Source organism: Sinomonas terrae, from assembly GCF_022539255.1.
Lineage (GTDB): Bacteria > Actinomycetota > Actinomycetes > Actinomycetales > Micrococcaceae > Sinomonas > Sinomonas terrae.
This window is the reverse complement of sequence record NZ_JAKZBV010000001.1, coordinates 369469-387919: the sequence shown is the minus strand read 5'-3', so window position 1 is coordinate 387919 and position 18451 is coordinate 369469. Positions and strand designations below refer to the sequence as shown.

Annotated in this window: 16 protein-coding genes; 10 read left to right on the top strand and 6 right to left on the bottom strand. The window is 66.9% G+C overall.

All coding sequences use genetic code 11. From position 1 onward, the window contains the following. Positions 1-71 precede the first annotated feature (71 nt). Positions 72-2240, top strand: coding sequence for an HNH endonuclease (locus tag L0M17_RS01850; RefSeq protein WP_241050695.1), 2169 nt, complete (start codon positions 72-74; stop codon positions 2238-2240). Positions 2241-2431: 191 nt separating this feature from the next. Further along, positions 2432-3292 carry an oxidoreductase gene (locus tag L0M17_RS01845; protein ID WP_241050693.1) on the top strand — a complete coding sequence of 287 codons (861 nt, stop codon included), beginning with the start codon at positions 2432-2434 and terminating at the stop codon, positions 3290-3292. Between the two features lie 3 nt (positions 3293-3295). On the opposite strand, the gene L0M17_RS01840 is transcribed toward L0M17_RS01845, so the two are convergent. The 4 genes from L0M17_RS01840 to L0M17_RS01825 all read right to left on the bottom strand — a co-directional run bounded on the left by L0M17_RS01840 (position 3296) and on the right by L0M17_RS01825 (position 9523). Beyond that, positions 3296-4891: an AMP-binding protein gene (locus L0M17_RS01840; protein WP_241050691.1), complete on the bottom strand. Its 1596-nt coding sequence runs from the start codon at positions 4889-4891 to the stop codon at positions 3296-3298. A 122-nt stretch (positions 4892-5013) separates the two neighbouring features. Then, the gene (locus tag L0M17_RS01835; RefSeq protein ID WP_241050690.1) at positions 5014-5961 is read right to left on the bottom strand and encodes a helix-turn-helix transcriptional regulator; all 948 of its coding nucleotides are present in this window, start codon (positions 5959-5961) and stop codon (positions 5014-5016) included. Between the two features lie 524 nt (positions 5962-6485). Continuing rightward, positions 6486-7094 carry a phosphatase PAP2 family protein gene (locus tag L0M17_RS01830; protein ID WP_241050689.1) on the bottom strand — a complete coding sequence of 203 codons (609 nt, stop codon included), beginning with the start codon at positions 7092-7094 and terminating at the stop codon, positions 6486-6488. 5 nt (positions 7095-7099) lie between these two features. Next, complete coding sequence (locus L0M17_RS01825; protein ID WP_241050687.1) at positions 7100-9523, bottom strand: glycoside hydrolase family 31 protein; 2424 nt, start codon at positions 9521-9523, stop codon at positions 7100-7102. 44 nt (positions 9524-9567) lie between these two features. Between L0M17_RS01825 and L0M17_RS01820 the strand changes: the two genes are divergently transcribed. The 8 genes from L0M17_RS01820 to L0M17_RS01785 all read left to right on the top strand — a co-directional run bounded on the left by L0M17_RS01820 (position 9568) and on the right by L0M17_RS01785 (position 15256). After that, on the top strand, positions 9568-10725 hold the full coding sequence (locus L0M17_RS01820) for an acyl-CoA dehydrogenase family protein (RefSeq protein WP_241050686.1): 1158 nt from the start codon (positions 9568-9570) through the stop codon (positions 10723-10725). A gap of 182 nt (positions 10726-10907) precedes the next feature. Further along, the gene (locus L0M17_RS01815; protein WP_241050684.1) at positions 10908-11189 is read left to right on the top strand and encodes an uberolysin/carnocyclin family circular bacteriocin; all 282 of its coding nucleotides are present in this window, start codon (positions 10908-10910) and stop codon (positions 11187-11189) included. A gap of 30 nt (positions 11190-11219) precedes the next feature. After that, entirely contained in the window at positions 11220-11501 is a 282-nt protein-coding gene (locus L0M17_RS01810; RefSeq protein ID WP_241050682.1) for a hypothetical protein, read from the top strand. Between the two features lie 24 nt (positions 11502-11525). Then, positions 11526-12068 carry a stage II sporulation protein M gene (locus L0M17_RS01805; protein WP_241050680.1) on the top strand — a complete coding sequence of 181 codons (543 nt, stop codon included), beginning with the start codon at positions 11526-11528 and terminating at the stop codon, positions 12066-12068. Positions 12069-12160: 92 nt separating this feature from the next. After that, positions 12161-12706 (top strand): hypothetical protein, encoded by a 546-nt coding sequence (locus L0M17_RS01800; RefSeq protein WP_241050678.1) that lies wholly within the window; start codon positions 12161-12163, stop codon positions 12704-12706. A 14-nt stretch (positions 12707-12720) separates the two neighbouring features. Continuing rightward, positions 12721-13140, top strand: a complete 420-nt coding sequence (locus tag L0M17_RS01795; RefSeq protein ID WP_241050676.1) for a hypothetical protein — start codon at positions 12721-12723, stop codon at positions 13138-13140. Positions 13141-13142: 2 nt separating this feature from the next. After that, entirely contained in the window at positions 13143-14663 is a 1521-nt protein-coding gene (locus L0M17_RS01790; protein ID WP_241050674.1) for a hypothetical protein, read from the top strand. Beyond that, complete coding sequence (locus L0M17_RS01785; protein ID WP_241050672.1) at positions 14660-15256, top strand: ABC transporter ATP-binding protein; 597 nt, start codon at positions 14660-14662, stop codon at positions 15254-15256. The genes L0M17_RS01790 and L0M17_RS01785 overlap by 4 nt, the downstream gene beginning before the upstream one ends. On the opposite strand, the gene L0M17_RS01780 is transcribed toward L0M17_RS01785, so the two are convergent. Together L0M17_RS01780 and L0M17_RS01775 are read right to left on the bottom strand one after the other, a co-directional pair. After that, positions 15210-16661, bottom strand: a complete 1452-nt coding sequence (locus L0M17_RS01780; RefSeq protein WP_241050670.1) for an MFS transporter — start codon at positions 16659-16661, stop codon at positions 15210-15212. The two genes, L0M17_RS01785 and L0M17_RS01780, sit on opposite strands and share 47 nt — an antisense overlap. A 143-nt stretch (positions 16662-16804) precedes the next feature. Next, positions 16805-18445, bottom strand: a complete 1641-nt coding sequence (locus L0M17_RS01775) for a dihydrolipoamide acetyltransferase family protein (protein WP_241050668.1) — start codon at positions 18443-18445, stop codon at positions 16805-16807. Between the last annotated feature and the right edge of the window lie 6 nt (positions 18446-18451).

The following is an 18451-nucleotide window of genomic DNA, read 5'->3' as shown; positions in this document are numbered from 1 at the left end:
TCGGAGCACCTTTGTAGGCTCGGATCAGAGTTCAAGGGAACGAATCCGTGAACGGGACGGGGGTGAAGAGAATGAGCGTTGAGACCGACGCTGGCGATCAGGGCTGGCCCGATGACTGGCCGCAGGATTGGCTGGAGAACGAGTCCGAGAACTTCACCGCGTCTGCCACCGGCGAGTGGACGGAGGACCCATTCCAGGAGACCGCCCTGCCCGTTCCTGCGCTGCCCGTTCCTGCGCTGCCGCGTGCCGAGGCGTGGGACTCAGTGGTGGTGTTCGGTGACAGGCCGGACTCGCCCCTTTTCGGCTCGGTCGGTCTGCCGGCGACCGAGGCGCTGACCGCCGATGCCGCTCTAGCCGTCGCTGAGTGTGCCGAGCGCGTGATCGGCTGGGCCACCGCCTTCAAGCTGCGCGCCCTGGCCCGCCTCGAACAGGCACTCGCGCACGAGCCCACCCCACGAAGGGACTGCCAGCCCGTGCGTCTGGGCGGGGCAGAGGTCCATGCTCTGGCCGTGGCCGAGACTGCAACCTCCACTGCCGTCTCCGAGGCCACGGCCGCCCGGCTCCTGCACGACGCCGCCGACCTCACGGGGCCCCAACGCCCCGTCTTGGACGCCCTTCAGGATGGACGGCTCTCTTTCCAGCACGCCAAGGTCATCCTCGACCAGTCCAGAACCCTCCCACCCGAGCACGCAGCCACCTTCGCCCACGACGCCCTCGAACGCGCCACCACCCGCACCGGGCGGCGCCGAACCCCCGCGGAGCTCCGCTCCACCCTGCGCCGGCTGCGGGAGCGGGAGCACCCGGAGAGCATCCAAACGCGGAAGAAGGCAGCGGTACAGGACCGCGGGGTCTGGTTCGCCCGTGAGCCGGACGGGATGTGCAGCCTCACCGCATTCCTGCCAGCCGAGGCTGGCCTCGCCCTGTACAACGGCCTCGACGCCGATGCCCGCGCCGCCCGCAACGCTGGCCGTGTGCTGGCGAGGGCAGGAGTGGCTGCGACGGGTGCGTTCGCCGACACCGGTCACTTCGCCGATGCCGGCCCCCTCACTGGCACCAGCGCCCTCAACGACACCGAAGCCCTCATCGACGACGGCACCCTCCCCGACCATCACGCAGAGGCCTGCAGTTCTGGCGCTGAAGGCGCCGGTCCGCTGAGGTTGGCCGCGGAGGAGAGGACCCTGTCCCAGCTGCGCGCGGACGCCCTGGTCCACCGCCTCCTCGGCAGTCTCGACCCCGCTTTCCCCGGCCCGTTCCGCCCCCACGTCACCCTCACCATCCCCGTCCGGACAGTCGTCCCCACCGAGGACGACAAGACGGCGGGCGACAGGGCACAAAATAGAGCAGTCCAGAACCACACAGCCCCGAACCACGCAGCCCCGAATCGCGCTGTCCAGAACCACGCAGGCCAGAACCACGCAGTCCGGAACCACGCAGGCCAGAACCACGCAGCCCAGAACGGGGCGACGGAGAGCTGCACAGCCACGAACATGACCCAAGCTGAGTCGGAATCCCTGTCGAGCAGTGGCGAGGCTGCGTCGCCTGCCGATTCGGGGTTCGCTGAGTTGGAAGGTTACGGGACGATCGACTCGGCGACTGCCCGGCGGCTGGCCTCCCTTGCCCCGAACTGGGACCGGATCTATACCGACTGGGACACCGGGGCACTGCTTGGCATGGGGAGGACCGCCTACCGGCCGCCCAAGGCCCTGCGCCGTTACCTCGCCTACCGCGACGGCGGATGCACCTTCCCCGGCTGCACCAGTAGACCAAGGGCGTGCGAACCCGACCACACTATTGAATGGCAGGACGGAGGAGGAACAGACCCCGACAACCTGGCCCTGCTGTGCCGAAAACATCACGCCCTCAAATCCATCGGCGCTTGGACCTACCACCACACTGAAGGCCACCACCGGGAAGGCCACCAACGGGAAGGCCATGACCCCGAAGGCCACCCCGCAGGCCATCACCGGCCAGACGGCATCCTCCACTGGCGTTCACCCCTCGGCCGCACCTTCTCGACTGAGCCAGTTCACGTCGTCGATCCGATCGTGCGAAGGCGGATGCAGCGCGAGCACATCGTGACAGCCGCACCCGATCGGGCGGAGCATGGCATGCCTCAATCAGATCCTCCTCAATCCGAACCCCCTCAGCCCGATTCCCCTCAGCCCGAACCCCCTCAGCCCGAACCCCCTCAGCCCGATTCCCTCCAACCGCAGCCTCCGCCAGAGCCCCCACCGTTTTGAAGCCTCCGCATCGACACAACCCGGGTCCCCGCGACGACCCATGCACTGGGCGATCCATGTACTGTCAGGCCCTCCCTCAAAGAGCACGGGGACAATAGCGTGAGGAAGGCAAACGACCTGACGTGACATCCCCAAGTGACATCCTCCAGTCACGTCCCCGAGTGACATCCCTAACCAAAAGAAGGAAACGCATGGCCTCGCACAACTCGACCACTTGGCTCATTACCGGCTGCTCTACGGGCCTCGGCCGGTCCCTCGCGGACGCGGTCCTCGCGAAGGGACACCGCGCCGTCGTCACCGCCCGCGATGTCGATGCGGTCAAGGACTTCACTACCGCCTACCCCGAGACGGCCCTCGCTCTGGCCCTCGACGTCACCGATCCCTCTCAGGTCACGGAGGCGGTGCGCGTCGCGGAGGAGCGGTTCGGCACGGTAGACGTCCTCGTGAACAACGCCGGCTACGGCTACCGTGCGGCGCTCGAGGAGGGCGACGACGACGATGTCCAGCGCCTGTTTGCAACCAACGTCTTCGGTCCGGTCGCCATGATGAAGGCCGTGCTCCCGGGGATGCGTGCCCGGCGCAGCGGCGCAATCGTCAACATCTCGTCCATCGGTGCGCGCGGCTGCGCGCCCGGATCGGGCTACTACTCCGCAAGCAAAGCCGCGCTCGAGGGTCTCTCCGGATCAGCGCAGAAGGAACTCGAGCCGCTCGGCATCACGGTCACGATCGTCGAGCCCGGGGGCTTCCGGACCGACTTCGCCGGCCGCTCGCTCACCCAGTCGGCCGAGCCGATCGGCGACTACGCCGAGACGGCCGGCAAGCGCCGCAAGGAGCATGACACCGCGCACGGCAACCAGCCCGGAGATCCCGCGAAGGCCGCTGAAGCGATCATCTCCGCAGTCGAAGCGGAGAACACACCGCGCTTCCTCCTGCTAGGCCAAGACGCCCTCGCTGGCTACCGTGCGGTCGCCAAGGCGCAGGCGGCCGACATCGAGGTGTGGGAGTCGGTGAGCGCGGGAACAGGCTTCGACGAATCCAGCTCGAAGCAGTGAGAGCTAAGCCTTCGTCCCCCGCAGCTCACGCCGCAGGATCTTGCCGGACGACGACTTCGGGATGGCGTCGACGAACTCGACGAACCGCACGCGCTTGAACGGGGCCGCGTGTTCGGCGACGAACCCCATGATGTCTTCGTCGCCCAGCTCGGCCCCCGCCTGCCGCACGATGAACGCCTTCGGCACCTCTTCGCCGTCGTCCGCCTGTACTCCGATGACCGCCGCGTCGGCGACCTGCGGATGGGTGAGCAGCAGTGCCTCGAGCTCGGCAGGGGCGATCTGGTAGCCCTTGTACTTGATGAGCTCCTTGAGTCGGTCGACGATCGTGACGGCGCCATCGGCCGAGACGGTCGCGATGTCGCCCGTGCGGAGGAAGCCGTCTGGATCGATCGTCGCCGCGGTCGCGTCGGGCCGGTTGAGGTAGCCCAGCATGACCTGCGGGCCGCGGACCAGGAGCTGGCCACGTGCGCTCTCGCCCTCCGTAGGCACCGGGATTTCCTCGTCCGTGGCGGGGTCGAGGAGCTTGCATTCCGTATTCGGGGCGGTGATGCCCACGGAATCAAGCGGATACCGGTCGGCGGTCTCGAGCGGTATGGCGTGGGACATCGGGCTCAGCTCGGTCATGCCGTAGCCCTGGAGCATGATGCAGCCGAGGCGACGGGCGACGGCGTGCCCCAACTCCCCGTCGAGAGGCGCGGCGCCGGAGAGCGCGGCGCGGACGGACGAGAGGTCGTACTGATCGACCATCGGATGCTTCGCCAGGGCGACGGCGATGGGCGGCGCGATGAACAGGTAAGTGCAGCGGAAGTCCTGCACCAGGCGGAGGAATTCGGCGAGGTCGAACTTCGGCATCGTGACAAGCTGGGCGCGCTCGCGCAGGGCCACATTCAGCAGAACCGTCATGCCGTAGATGTGGAAGAAGGGCAGCACTGCGAGCAGGACGTCGTCCCGAGTGACTCCCACGAGGGCGTGCGCCTGCGCGACGTTGGCCACGAGGTTGTACTGGCTCAGCATGACGCCCTTGGGCGAGCCGCTTGTCCCGGAAGAGTAGGGGATGACGGCGACGGCGTGGGGGTCGATGCGGATGTCCGGCGCCGGAAGTCCGGCCTTGAGCGCGTCGGCCAGGGAGGGGTGCCCCCCAGCGGCGGCCGCCTCTCCGCCGTCGAGCACTACGAGGCGTTCTGCGGGAATGCCCGCTTCCTCGGCAGCGGCCCAGGCTCGTTCGAGGAAGGGCGAGACCGTGAAGAGCCACTCGGCACCGGCGTCGGAGAGCTGCCGCGCAGTCTCCTCGGCGGTGTAGAGGGCATTGACCGTGGTGACGACGGCGCCCGCGCGGAGAATTCCGTGAAAGACGACGGCGAACGCCGGGATATTGGGGCTGAACAGTGCCACTGTGGTCCCCGCGCCCACGCCTTGGCTCGCGAGCCATCCCGCGAGAGCGTCGATGCGCTGAACGAGGCCGCGATAGCTCAGCTCGGCCCCGCTCGTGCCGTCGATGACGGCCACGCGGTCGAGGTCCTCGTCGCCCAGAGTCCCGAAGAGGTAGTCGTAGAGCGTGGACTCGGGAATCTCGGCGTCTGGCAACGGGCTCGTGAACATGAAGGCTCCTTCGACGCGGCAACGGCGACGGCGCGCTCAGGCCGTCGAGGTCCATTGCACCCGTCGGCGAGGGGATGATCAAGGAAGGAAGCGGAAGAATGCTGGCGTGATCTCGCGCAGGGTCACCCGCTCGCCGCTTTCAGCCTCTCGCCCAGGCTCCGCATCGCATCCCTGAGCTCGGGCGGATCGATGACAGTGACCGGCCAGCCGAGCCGCACTACGTGGTAGGCGACGTAATCGAGATCGTCGGCCCCCGCGGTGAGAATAGAACCGCCGTCACCGTCGGGCTCGACGACGGCCATGGTCGAGGGCACGAACTGCGAAACCTCGTGGGCCGGCGCCTCGATCCTCACCTTGGCGACGAAGCGGTAGGGGGCCTGCGTGATCGAGGAGCGGATGAATTCGACGGCGTCCGGCGCGTCCCGCGGCTTGAAGCGCCAGCCTGTACCGCGGGCCGCCGTCATCCGGTCGAGTCGGAACGTCCGCCAGTCATCCCTGTCGAGGTCCCACGCCATGAGGTACCAGCGGCGCGCCGCCGCCACGAGCCGGTAGGGCTCGACGCGCCGCTCGCCGTGGCCGCCATCGGCCTTCGTGTAGTCGAACGTCGCGCGCTCGGGGGTACGGATCGCCCGGGCGAGGGCGACGAGGACATCCGCGTCGACGGCGGTAACCGGGCTGTCGAGGCTCACGGTCGCCTCGATGACGCCCTTGACCTCGGCCCGCAGCCGGGCGGGCAGCACTTGGTCGAGCTTCGCGAGTGACCGCACGGCGGCTTCACCGAGGCCCGCGACGGTGCCGCCCGCCGCAAGGCGCAGGCTTACGGCGACAGCGACCGCCTCCTCGTCGTCGAGGAGGAGGGGCGGGAGGGCCTTGCCCGCCCCGAGCTGGTACCCGCCGCCCGTCCCATGCTCGGCTCGGACCGGGTATCCAAGGGCGCGGAGGCGTTCGACGTCGCGGCGGACGCTGCGGGTCGTGACTCCTAGCCTGTCGGCGAGCTCGCTTCCGGTCCAAACGGGGCGCTGCTGGAGCAGGTTGAGCAGGCTCAGCACGCGTTGAGTCGTGTCACCCATGGGTCAATCATCCCTCTGAATTAGGACAGAAACTGTCCGGAACAGAGGAGAAAGAGAAGGAAGAAGGAGGAAGAGGATGAGACCATTGCCTTCCCCGAACTCGCGATATATCGTGAATCGAACAACGCGTTATATCTCGAAATCTAGCGGACCGAACCTGTCCTGCTCAGCTAGGAGACTTGAAGCAGGGGGAAGCTCGGTAGTCGGCAACAACCGAAGAACCACGAAGCGAAGACCAACCAAGAGGGGACCACCATGTCAACCATTGCCCGTCAGGGGTCGGCAGCTCTAACTTCCCATCCGAAGCACGTCTGGACCCCATCCGCGGCGCCGTCAGAGGTGCCAGAGGAAAGCGCGATACATCGCGTTTCGCCGCTCCGACGCGCGCTCACCGACCTGCGGACGGCTTGGCGGCGAGGGGGCGAGATGTCCCAGACCACCGACGGGCTGAGGGACGCCGCGTGGAGGGCCTCAGGCAATGCGAGCCATCGGCTCTGGTGAGGGAGCTTAAGCCTTCCGGGCGTTCAGCCCATCCAGGCGAGAAGCCCCCGCCAGAGTCCGACGATGACAGCACCGCCGAAGAGCGCCCCGGCGGCCAGCTGCGCGGGGGTATGGGCGCGGAGCACGAGCCTGGACCAGATGACCGCGGGAACGAGCAGCAGCACGGGCCACCAGCCCACGCCGAACAGGAACAGGACCGAGACGGTGGCCGAGGTGATCGCGGCGGCGTGCCCGCTGACCTTCCAGACGAGGCTCACGAGGGCAAGCAGCGCTAGGCCTCCGATGAGCGCGAGCACCATGGCGATCACGCTCGCGGGCGCCCGGAGCAGAAGGAGCACGGCGAGGCCGAGCAGGACGCACAGGATCGCGGCGGCAAGCACTGGGCCGCGCTGCCGGCGGTCGCTCACGTGATGGTCCGTCACTTTGCCGACCCGAACGAGCACGAGCAGTATCCCGAACGGCAGGAGGCACGTGAAGGCCGCCGCCACGAACCCGTACCAGAGCGTGCCAGGGAAACCGGGGCTGCCGGCTGGGCTGAGGAGCATGAGGACGGCGGTGACGATCGGCGGCTGGAGCGCCTCGGTGATCGCCCGCGCGACAGCGAACCGTCGGGCTGGGGCCGGTGCCTCCACGTCGGCTAACCCGCGTCCGCGAGGATGAGCTCCACGAGCGCGCCGAAAAGGTCCGCGTCGAGGTTCATCCCGGCGAGCGCAGCGACGACGGCGGCCGGAGACTCGCCAGAAGCAATCCTTGCGAAAATATCCCCCTTCACAGTGAACTTGGCGTGCACGTCCTCGAGGAGGCGTTCGACGGCGTCGACCGTCGAGTTGGGTGCCAAGGCCAGCGAGCCATCTACTGCGATGGTGAAGCCCACGTGCGCGGCGACGCCGTCCACGCGCACTTGCAGAGTCCCCGCCGCCTCGTCGTAGGAGACGGAAGCCGAGACCTCGCGATCGCCGGAAAGCACCCGCACAGCGGACGGCTCCTCGACGCCGACGAAGGCGACGTCGTACGAGCGAACGGTGGGGACGCCGTCGGCCGCTCCCTCGCATGGACGGACCCGCAGCTCGCCCGCGCCCCAGTCGAACTCGATCGGGGTGCGGACCTGGTGGCCGCGCTCCCCCGCCGAGGCGCCGCCGTCGTCCTCAATGAGCGTGAACGCCCCCGAGGCGCCCCCGAAGACACGAAGCTCAAGCTGCTCGGGCTCCGCCACGCCATTCCCCAAGGACTTCCCGTGGACCAGGGGAACGATCGCGCCGGCCTTCGCGAGGACCGGGATGGAGTCGAGGGTGCGGAACAGCCGCGCCCTGCGGCCTCCCCGATAGCGCACACCCGTGAAGAAGTCGATCCACTGCCCCGGAGGGAGCCAAGCGTCAACGCTCGCGCGGTTGGAGGCCCGCTCGCGGGGAGCGACGATCGGCGCGACCATGAGCTCGCTGCCGAACAGGTACTGGTTCGGCACCTCGTAGGCCTCGTCGACCTCCGGATACTCGTAGTACATCGGCTCGACGATGGGCTGGCCTCCCGAGGCCATGCGGTGGTTCATGGTGTGCAGGTACGGGACGAGGCGATGGCGGAGCCGCAGGAACTCGCCCATCGCGGCCTCCGCATCCGGACGGAAGCGCCATGGCTCCTTGCCGGTGAACGGCATGGACGAGCTGTGCAGACGGTTGATCGGCGAGAAGACTCCGAGCTGGACCCAACGGGTGGCGAGATCGTCGTCCTTGTACCCCCACATATGGCCGCCGATGTCGTGGCTCCACCAGCCGTAGCCGATGTTCGACGCCGTCGCCGTGAAGTACGGCTGGAACGCGAGCGACTCCCACGTGACGATCGTGTCGCCTGAGAAGCCGATCGGGTAGCGGTGGCTGCCGGGGCCGGCGTAGCGCGAGAACGTGAGTGGGAGCCTGCCGTTCCGCGCCGAATCGAGGAAGTGGATGTGGTTGAGGACCCAGAGCGGGTCGAGGCCCTCGATGCGGGAGTAGGGGCCGGACTGCCAGTCGAGCCACCAGAAGTCGACGCCGGCCTCCTCGAGCGGGTGGTGGACCTCCTCGAGGTAGGCGCGGAGGAACTCCGGGTCTGTGGGGTCGAAGGCTATGGCGTCGCCTGCCTCGGCGTCGAGGCCGAGCGCCTCGGCCGTGCGGGCGTAGACCTCCTCGTGCGCCGCGATGCCGTCGGCAGGATGGACGTTGAGCGTGAGCGCGAGCCCCGAATCGTGGAGCCAGCGCGCGAAGCCCTCAGGGTCAGGGAAGAGCTCGCGGTTCCACGTGTAGCCCGTCCAGCCGCTACCGTGCACCGGATCGATGTCCGTGAGGTGCCAGTCCATGTCGAGCACGGCGACCGAGAGCGGGATCCGCTCGGCCGCGAACCGTTCGATGACGCCGCGGTACTCGTCCTCGGTGTACCGGTGGTAGCGGCTCCACCAGTTGCCGAGCGTGAACCGGGGCACGAGCGGCGTGAAACCCGAGATGCGATAGAAGTCGCGGAGGCACTTGCGGTAGTCGCGGCCGTAGCCGAAGAAGTAGAGGTCGGTTCTCCCTTCGCCACGGGTATCGAGCCAGCCCGCGTCGTCGAAGACGAGGGTCTCGCTGTCGTCGAGGACCGCGAATCCGTAGCGGGACATGAGGCCCGGCTCGAGCTCGCACGCGCCGTCGACCCCGTCGAGGGTGCGCGCCGTGCCGCCCAGGTTCTTCTCGCCGACCTCGCCGTAGTGCCACACACTGTGGTAATTGCTGACGTTGCCGAGGACCTTGATCGACAGGCCGTGCGGGGTGAACGGGCGCTTGTCGTAGACGAGGTGGACGTGCTCCGTGATGATCTCGAGCGCCTCCGGCTTGTCGAAGACGCGGAAGTCGGGGACGTCGAGGTCCCGGTGGAGGACCACCTGCGACGGTCGGTCCTCGGACTCTCCGTCCGCGCTGTATTCGAGGCGGATGAGCTGGGAAGTCAAGACCGTGAAACGGTAGTTCGGGCCTTGGACGACGGCGGCCGGTTGGGCTTTCGGGGACGCCGCGAGGCGGAGGTGGGCAGGGAGCGGAGCCGTGTGGGTGGTCTCTGTCACGCCCTCCACCCTACGCCCGGGAGCGGCGCCGCTACTCTTGCCCCATGGACGCCGCCGACCTCATCTCGTTCGACTCCCTCCTCAGCGACGACGAACTGGACCTCCGCGAGCGCGTGCGCGCCTTCGTGCGCGTCGAGATCAAGCCGAATATCGCCCGCTGGTACGAGGATGCACGGTTCCCGCTCGAGCTGGTGCCGGAGCTCGCGAAGCTGGGCGTGCTGGGGATGCACCTCCAAGGCTACGGGTGCCCGGGACGTTCGGCGGTCGAGTACGGCCTCGCTGCCGCCGAGCTCGAGGCCGGCGATTCAGGGCTGCGGACGTTCGTCTCGGTCCAGGGCTCGCTCGCGATGAGTGCGATCTCCAAGCACGGCTCGGAGGCGCAGAAGCAGGAGTGGCTCCCTGCCATGGCGGCCGGGGAGGCGATCGGCTGCTTCGGGCTCACCGAGCCGACGGCGGGCTCCGACCCCGGGTCCATGCGCACCTTCGCCCGCCGCGACGGCTCGGACTGGGTCATCTCCGGGACCAAGCGCTGGATCGGGCTCGCCAACATCGCGGACGTCGCCGTCGTGTGGGCGCAGACGGACGACGGCGTCCGCGGCTTCCTCGTCCCGACCTCCACCCGCGGCTACACGGCGACCCCGATCGAGCCCACGCTGTCGATGCGCGCCTCGATCCAGTGTGAGGTGGCGCTGGACGACGTGCGGCTCCCGGCCGAGGCGGTCCTGCCCGAGGTCGTGGGGCTACGGGGCCCGTTCTCGTGCCTGAACGAGGCCCGGTACGGGATCGTGTGGGGCGCGATGGGCGCCGCCCGCGACGCGTTCGAGGACGCCCTGGCCTACTCGAAGGAGCGACTCCAGTTCGGCAAGCCGCTGGCTGCCTACCAGCTGACCCAGCAGAAGCTCGTGGACATGGCGCTCGAGGTCGACAAGGGCTTCCTCCTCGCCCTGCACCTCGGCCGACTCAAAGACGCGGGGACTCTCGAGCCGCACCAGATCAGCGTCGGCAAGCTCAACAACTGCCGCGAGGCCATCGAGATCTGCCGCGAGGCCCGCACCATCCTCGGCGGAAACGGCATCACCCTCGACTACTCGCCCCTGCGCCACGCGAACAACCTCGAATCCGTGCGCACCTACGAGGGCACCGACGAGGTGCACACCCTCATCCTCGGCCAGAAGCTCACAGGGGTGGGAGCGTTCCACTGACCGGTCACTGACGGTCCCATCCGTGAACCCGTCCGGGACGCTTTGAGCCACTGAGTTCGGCGCCATTTCCCCCATGTTGTCGGGCCTGACAAGTCCCCCAGGCAACAGTGGCTTGAAACTTTGAAAGAGGTGATTGCTACTGTGCGAATTGTCATTAGGCAACCAACAGGAAGGGCATCGCTATGGAAACCACGTCCACCGAACGCAGCGCGGTTCTGACGACTGCAGCTGCAGCTGTGCTCGGCATCGTCGGGCTGCTGGGCGCATCGTTGGCCGTCTCGTGGATCGCTGGCTCGCTCGGAATCTCCGCCGCTGCTGCAAGCCAGATTATGCAGGCTATCGAGGTCGGTGGCTGGGCCCTTGTGGTCATCGGCGCTGTCTTCGGTGCCGGGATCACCGGTGCGCTCATCGCGACCGCCCGCTCGGTCGCGCTCCGCTGGGGACGCGCCCAGGCCGTCGCCTGAGGCATGGCAGGCAAGTCGAAGAGGAGTCCAGTGGCAAGCATTCAGATCAATCGTTTCGCGCCCAGAGCTACAGCTACTGCCTTGCTTTTGGGAACGACAGGCCTCGTCAGCACCTCGGTCGCTGTCAGCTGGCTTATCGCCTCCCAGAATTTGTCCCAACGAGCGGCAGAGCGGATTGTGCAAGCAACCGCGCTCGGAGGTTGGGCGCTCGCGATCGTCGGAGCGATAGTCGGAGCCGGAATTGCCGGGATCGTCATTGCGTCCACGCGCGCGTTCCTCATGCGCTTCGGCGCTGCTGCGGCGATTCGGTAAGTGCGCTCAACGAAAATGGTCGCCGTGCTGAGGAGCGTGCCCATGGGCCTGCTCCTCGGCACGGCGGCAGGCATGACGGCGGTTGCCTGGGCAGCATATGCGGCGCTCGACGTTTCGTGGATTGCAGACAATGCTGCTTTCGAGGAGAGCTCCCTGTTCTCAGGAGGATTCCTTCAGATCCTCATGCGGAACGCGGGAGCGGCGCTCGTGCTGTACTCCGGCGTCGTGACGCTTGGGCTGACGACGCTCGTTGCCGGTGGAATCCTCGCTCTGTACGTCGGTGCGACAGTTTCCCTCGGCGTCCATTCAACAGGCGTCGCCCAACTCGCATCAGACGTCGCCTTGTATGTGCCTCTCGAGTTCGGGGGCTTGGTCCTCGCCGCCACCGCCGGGCTCCAGCCAGCATGCGGCGCGGTCAGGTTAGTCCTGATCGACAGAGACAAGATCTCGCTCGCGTCACTTCATCGCGATTTCGCTGACTCACTTCGCACCCTCGCTCTCGCGCTGGCCTTGATTCTCGTGGCCGCAGCGATCGAGGCGACCCTCATCTCCCTCCGAACCATCTAGGAACAATGAGCATCTCAACCCCCGAGCCTCCTCGCCCTCAAGAATCCCCGCGCTACGAAGAACCTCTGGTCACCGTCGCACACGTTGGCCAGATGAAACCCGAGGAACGGCCAGACGACGGCCAGCAGAAGACGCCACGACTCCTGTGGGTCCTCGCTTACCTCCTCATCATGGCCCTCGTGCTCGCGCGACTCCCGCTCGTCCTTCGGCAAGCAGCGTCTCAAATACCCGAGGATGTTAAGGCGGAGATCGGCGATGAAAGGCTCGTCAACTTTTCCACCACGGTGGGCGGCATCATGTTCGTCCTCGTTTACACCGTGATCATTGCCCTCTATTTGCTCCTCGCCGCCTTCCTTGACCGCCGGATCATTCTGACCAAGCCAGTGGTGTGGGGGAAGTGGAGGGTTGGGCTCTATTTCGTCGTCGCCATCCTGAGCACTGTGCCGGTACACCTCGCGAGCGTTGTCACGCAGTACCCCGACCTGCGCGGAGTCCCAGGCTATTACGCATACTTTCCGCTCGTCGGAGTTCTCGCCCTCGTCGCCTATCGGCGCTATTGGTGGGAGTTCACCGTAGGCAGGAAGGTGCTCGCCGTGGCGACCGCAGTCGTACTCCCCCTTCTTATCAGCTTCGGATGAGGCGGTGAACAAGGATGCTCGAGAAACTGTATATCCGCTTCTTTCCGCTCTTTGCGAAGATCCAGCTTGGGGCACTGGTTGTCTCTTCGATAGTCGCTATTGCGGGGTTATGGCTCGCACCTCTGGCAACGGGCCTCAAAAACCTTGATCCCGTCGCCGCCAAGACAATCGCCATTTCCGGCGTGTCGCTCTTCGGTGCGATCATTCCATTCATCTTCATGTTCACCAAAACTTCCACGCTGTCCTCTCTCAAGCTCGTGGTCTACACCCTCGCCGGTGTATCCCACGGCTTGAGCCTGAGCCCCTACCTCGCAACGCCGGTTCAGGCCGCAGCATCATTTCTGGCAGCCGCCGTCTGCACGCTCTTGGCAGCCGGACAAGTTCTTGAGCTGCAAGGATCAATTTTGGCGAACGACCCTAAAAGCAAATTCTGAGCATGGTTCGTTCCGTCTGGATCACCGACTTTCGGCTCGCGCGCGATTTTCGTGCCTTCGAGATAGTCAATTCCTTCCGACTCCCGCTCAGCCTCGGGGCCTTCAAGCTCTTGGCGAGTGCTGGGGTCGGCGTGGGCACCCTTGTGGGAGGCGTCTTGTGGTTCCTGACGCTTCGAGTACTGCGGGACAGCGTCTTCAGCCATGATCGGGATCTCGCATGGCAGCTGTGGTCGCTCGTGGTCCTGTACGTCTCGGCCGTTGTGGTTGGATCGGGCCTGCTCACGAGCCGAAGACTCGCAGTGGTCGCCAATCCGCACCTGAGACTCTTCCGCGACCTCGACCTGCCGCTCTCCCACGTCGCCCTGCGCTATGGAGTACTCCCTGCCGGACTCGCCGCGGCGCCGCTCCCGGTGGCGACAGCGTTGTTTGTCGCTGTGTTCGGTGCGGAGGACCCAGCCCGGACCGCAGCCTACGCCTGGCTGTTGCCCGGTTCCCTCTGTGCCACCGCCTCGGCCTGCTTCATCGCGGCATGGTGCGCGCTGAATCCCCCGCGCCGCGGATCGGCGACATGGGCTCGCGCGGTGGCGTGCGCCGTCGTCGGACTCGCATTGGGGGCCGCAACTGCGGTGACACTCGGTTCAGGCGCGGTCATAAGCGTGCCAGCGCTGCCTCCTTTTGCGGTACCGATGCTAACGACGATGGCGATGATCGCCACAATTGGATTCGTCGCGGCCACCATTGTCTGCCTGAACGCAGGCCACTATGCGGCGCTTCTCCTGCCCTCGAGGCGGAAGCGCTCGGGGGACCGTCAAGCGAGGGGCCTCGCGATGGCGTTCCTTCAGGACCTCGCCGGAACGCCGCACGGGACGCTCGTTTCCGTGTATTACCTCGCTGTGATCACCGTCTGCAGCGGCCTGGTTGGCGCCTCTGCCCTGCTCCCGGTCCCCTCGCTCGCCTCGTTGCCCCGGACTGACGTGCTGCGCTCCGTCGTCGGAGCTGTCCTCCTACTCTGCTCATGCGTGCTGGCCATCGCCTTCGAACGCATCGGTCCTACGGCGAAGATCTACCACGCGCGCTTCGCCCTCGAAAGCGGGATCCCCGTCCAGCGTGCTGCGACGTCGCTGCTCGGTCTCTACGTCGCCATGGCTCTGCCAATGGGAGCGCTCGCCACCCTCGCCGCATGGCTTCTCACCGGGCACGTCCTCATCTCGCCGCTCGCGGTCGCCCTCGTGGGCGCCGCGGCGGAGACCGCAGGCGAGTCACTTGTCGCTCCCCTTCCGAACACGGACGGGAGCCGCACCTTCGATATCGCGGGCAGCGTCGCCGCCTACGGGTTGATGACGCCGTGCCTTGCGGCCCTTGTCCTCGATCCGTACCTCGCCGAACTGCTCGTGACCCTCTACGCCCTCGCTTTGACACTGGGAGCCTTCATTTGCCTTCGCTATCGCCTCAGCCACCTCACCTCGAATTCACATCGGTCCGCGCGGGCTACGATCGCGAGCAGCCGGTCTTCAGCGACTTGAGCCTCTCGCTGCAGGGTCCGGGCCTCGTCCGCATCGCTGGCCCGAACGGCAGCGGAAAGTCGACGCTGCTCGAACTCGTCTCGGGATTCCTCGCTCCCTTCGACGGCGAGGTCCGCATCTCTGGGACGCGTGCCGGCGCGCCTGAGGCACGGCTCCTCCGAAGCGTCTGCCGGACGGCCCCAGCGCTGTACCCGTCGATGACTACCAGGGACCATCTTGCGTTCGCCGCTCGCTGCCGGCGCACCGAGTTGGCCCCCGCACTCGCGCGCGCCGAACGCTACGGCCTCGGCGACTGGCTCGAGGTGGCTGCCGCCGAGCTTTCTACGGGAAACCAGCGCAAGCTCTGGCTCCTCGCGTGCACCGCACTGCCCACGCCTCTCGTCATCCTCGACGAGCCCTTCAACGGCATGGACGACCACGGGGTCCAGACCCTTGTAGGCGAACTCGCCGAATGGGCCAGCACGCGGCTCGTCATCCTCATCGCGCACTCGCTTCCTGAGGGACTCGAGCCGCGTCAGACGGTGGCGCTCGAGGGACAGGCCGAGATCACGGCGAAATGTGGTCCAAGTGCCGATTCCGCGTATGCGGAGTGAACTGGACCAAGATCGCCGCCACCACAAGGAACACGGAAATCAGACCGAGGGCCCACACGACCGACAGTTGAGGCAGGATCGGCGCGATAATCATGACGCCGATGCCCCCGCCGATGTGGCCGACGCCGTCCACGAGGGCGAAGCCCGTCGTGCGGGCCCGAGTCGGGAAGGACTCGGCCGTGAGCGCGTACGTCGGTGAGACCCAGAGGTTGAACCCGGCAAAGATGAGGATCGCGCCGATGAATGAAACCCAGATGTTGGTGCCCGCGGAGGCGACGACGAGCGAACCGATGATCGTCACCGCTGCGGCGATGGGGAGCCAGTAGCGGCGCTCGAGCTTCTCGACGATCACACTCATCACCGCCGCTTCAGCGACGAAACCGATCGTGCCCACAGCGGCAATGACTCCGGCCTCAGGCGGCGGATAGCGCAGGGCAGCGAGGACGGCCGTGAAGCCCGAGGCGAACGAGTAGACGGTGATGTAGCCGATGAACCAGATCAGGAACAGCAGGATGATGCGGCGCACGTACAGCGCGCGCCCGAACAGGTCACGGTACGGCACGGGCGACGGCGGCACAGTCGCGCCGTAGGTGTCCGCGAGGAGCGGCTCGGCGAGCGGTCCGCGCCGGGCGGCGCGCACCTCCATCGCGCGGACGACGGCGTCCGCATCAGTAAAGCGCCCCTGCCCGATGAGCCATCGCGGCGACTCGGGCAGTTCGAACCGGAGCAGGACGGCGATGACGGCCAGAATCGCACCGATCCCATACATCCACCGCCAACCGGAGTCGAACCCCGGCCCGGCCGCCGCGAAGGGGAGCCCGAGCGGCCAGGGCGTCGGCGGCGTCGTCAGGATGAGGCCGAGCCAGATGCCGACGAAGGCGCCTAGGGCCGACATGATGAAGATGATGGTCGTGAACTGAGCCCTCGATCTCCGAGGCGCCACCTCGTTCACGTAAGTGTTGACGATCGCCAAGTCGGCGCCGATGCCCATGCCCGTGATGATGCGGGCGATGTTGAAGTTCGCGTAGTCGCCGACGAATGCGTTGTAGAGGGAGCCGAGGCCCGTGATGAGCATCGTGACCATCAGCATGTTGCGCCGGCCCACACGATCGGCGATCGGGCTCAACACGAGGGTGCCGACCACGTACCCGGCGAGATTGAGGAGCACTGGAAGCGGCAGGGCACCCAGCGCATTCTCTGGGGTGCAGCCCTTGTTCAGCTCCACGCAGGTCTGGATGAACGAGACGTTGATGTCGAAGATGTCGTAGAACGTGAAAAGGAATCCAAGCCCAATGATCCCGATGAAGAGGTAGGAAAGACTCCACACCTCAAGCCGCTCGAGTCGGGCAACGATCTGCTCCCCTGAGGGGGCGCTGACGGAACCAGCGTCCATGGACGAGCTCACATGGATCAACCTCCCACACCCGGGGTGGCGCGTACCGTGCCAGGACTGCCCCGGCTGCTGGCGCCATTGTGCGCCTGCACCACCGGCGATACAAGGCGCAGTACGCAACTCGGAGCCGCGGCCGCTTCCCTCGTCCCGGACCGTCAGTCGAGCAGGAGAGCCGGCTCCTCCATGATCGCCGCGACGTCCGCCATGAAGCGCGCGGAAAGGTCGCCGTCGACCACCCGGTGGTCGAACGAGCCGCCGAGGGTCGTGATCCAGCGTGGAATCACCTCGCCTGAAACCACCCACGGCTTCTGCTTGATCGTGCCGAAGGCGACAATCGCGACCTCCCCCGGATTGATGATCGGCGTGCCGATATCGATGCCGAGAGCACCGATATTCGTGACCGTGAGCGTTCCGCCCTGCATGTCGGCGGCCTTCGTCTTCCCTGCGCGGGCGGTTGTCGCGAGATCGTTGAGCGCGACCGCCAGTTCCTTGAGGGAAAGGTCCTGGGCGTTCTTGATGTTCGGCACGAGTAGTCCACGAGGTGTCGCAGCAGCGATCCCGAGATTCATGAAGTGCTTGATGTGGATTTCGTCGCCGCTCTGCGAGCTGACCCACTCCGAGTTCACGCTCGGATTGCGCGCCGCCGCCCAAATCACCGCCTTCGCGAGGATGAGCAGCGGGGAGACCTTGATGTTCTCGAAATCGCGCGACTTCTTGAGCCGCTGAACGAACTCCATCGTCCGCGACGCGTCCACATCCACGAAGATGCTCACGTGCGGCGCTGTGAAGGCCGAATCCACCATCGCCTTCGCCGTGGCCTTGCGGACACCCCGAACCGGGACAACTTCGATTCGCTGGTCCAGCGGCTTCTTCGCAGGTTCCCAGAACGTCGGCGCGGCGGCGATCTCACGTTCGCGCTGCACCTGGTAGGACTCCAGGTCCGCGCGGGTCACCTCCCCGCGCGCACCCGTTGCCGGGACATCGGCGAGGTTGATGCCGAGTTCCTTCGCTATCCGGCGGACCGGGGGTTTGGCGAGGACGCGGGTCAGCAGGCGGGCGACGGCGGTGCTCGCTTCTTGCGCGTCCGCCCCGGCTCGAGCGGTCGGATCGGCAGCAGGGTGCATGGTCCGCTGCTGGGGGTGCGCAGGCTGCTGGGGAGTCGCCGGCTGCTGGGGGTGCGCAGGCTGCTGCGGAGTCGCCGGCTGCTGACGGGACGTCGGCTGCTGGGGGGAGGCGCTAGGGAGCGGGAAGCTCGGACTCGTTGATTGCTGCTTGCGGGGGCGGCGCCTTATGGCGTCTGCCTTCGGACCAGAGCCCACCAAGGGGCCGCTCTCGATCCCCGGCTCGTTGAGGTGCGGGACGGGGGCGTTGACGGTCTCTCCCGTGGGCACCTGAGGCGCTCGGCTCGCTGCGCTGGAGGACGACGACGGTGCGGCGGCGACGCTAGGTGCGCTCCCGCCGTCGTCCGCTTCTTTGGAGGCCGGGGCCTTGGAAGCACGAGCGTTGGAGGCCGGGGCGTTGGAGAGGGGGGCAGTCGTTGCAGGGACCGCATCGGAGGCCGCGCCTATCGCGATGATCGGCGAGCCAACCTCGATGGTCTCGTGCTCGGGAGCCAGGAGCTCGAGCACCGTGCCCTCGAACGGGCTCGGGAGCTCGACGAGGCTCTTCGCCGTCTCGATCTCGCAGAGGATGTCGTTGATCGCGACGGTATCGCCGGGCTTGACCTTCCAGGCGACGATGTCTGCCTCGGTCAGCCCCTCGCCGACGTCAGGGAGGGTGAAGATCTGCTTGCTCATGGGGCT

Excerpts from the sequence above, each read along its gene's own strand:
- L0M17_RS01820 (WP_241050686.1), top strand. The coding sequence starts at position 9,568 with ATGGACGCCGCCGACCTCATCTCGTTCGACTCCCTCCTCAGCGACGAC.
- L0M17_RS01790 (WP_241050674.1), top strand. The coding sequence starts at position 13,143 with ATGGTTCGTTCCGTCTGGATCACCGACTTTCGGCTCGCGCGCGATTTT.
- L0M17_RS01845 (WP_241050693.1), top strand. The coding sequence starts at position 2,432 with ATGGCCTCGCACAACTCGACCACTTGGCTCATTACCGGCTGCTCTACG.
- L0M17_RS01815 (WP_241050684.1), top strand. The coding sequence starts at position 10,908 with ATGGAAACCACGTCCACCGAACGCAGCGCGGTTCTGACGACTGCAGCT.
- L0M17_RS01800 (WP_241050678.1), top strand. The coding sequence starts at position 12,161 with ATGAAACCCGAGGAACGGCCAGACGACGGCCAGCAGAAGACGCCACGA.
- L0M17_RS01775 (WP_241050668.1), bottom strand. The coding sequence starts at position 18,445 with ATGAGCAAGCAGATCTTCACCCTCCCTGACGTCGGCGAGGGGCTGACC.
- L0M17_RS01835 (WP_241050690.1), bottom strand. The coding sequence starts at position 5,961 with ATGGGTGACACGACTCAACGCGTGCTGAGCCTGCTCAACCTGCTCCAG.
- L0M17_RS01795 (WP_241050676.1), top strand. The coding sequence starts at position 12,721 with ATGCTCGAGAAACTGTATATCCGCTTCTTTCCGCTCTTTGCGAAGATC.
- L0M17_RS01850 (WP_241050695.1), top strand. The coding sequence starts at position 72 with ATGAGCGTTGAGACCGACGCTGGCGATCAGGGCTGGCCCGATGACTGG.
- L0M17_RS01840 (WP_241050691.1), bottom strand. The coding sequence starts at position 4,891 with ATGTTCACGAGCCCGTTGCCAGACGCCGAGATTCCCGAGTCCACGCTC.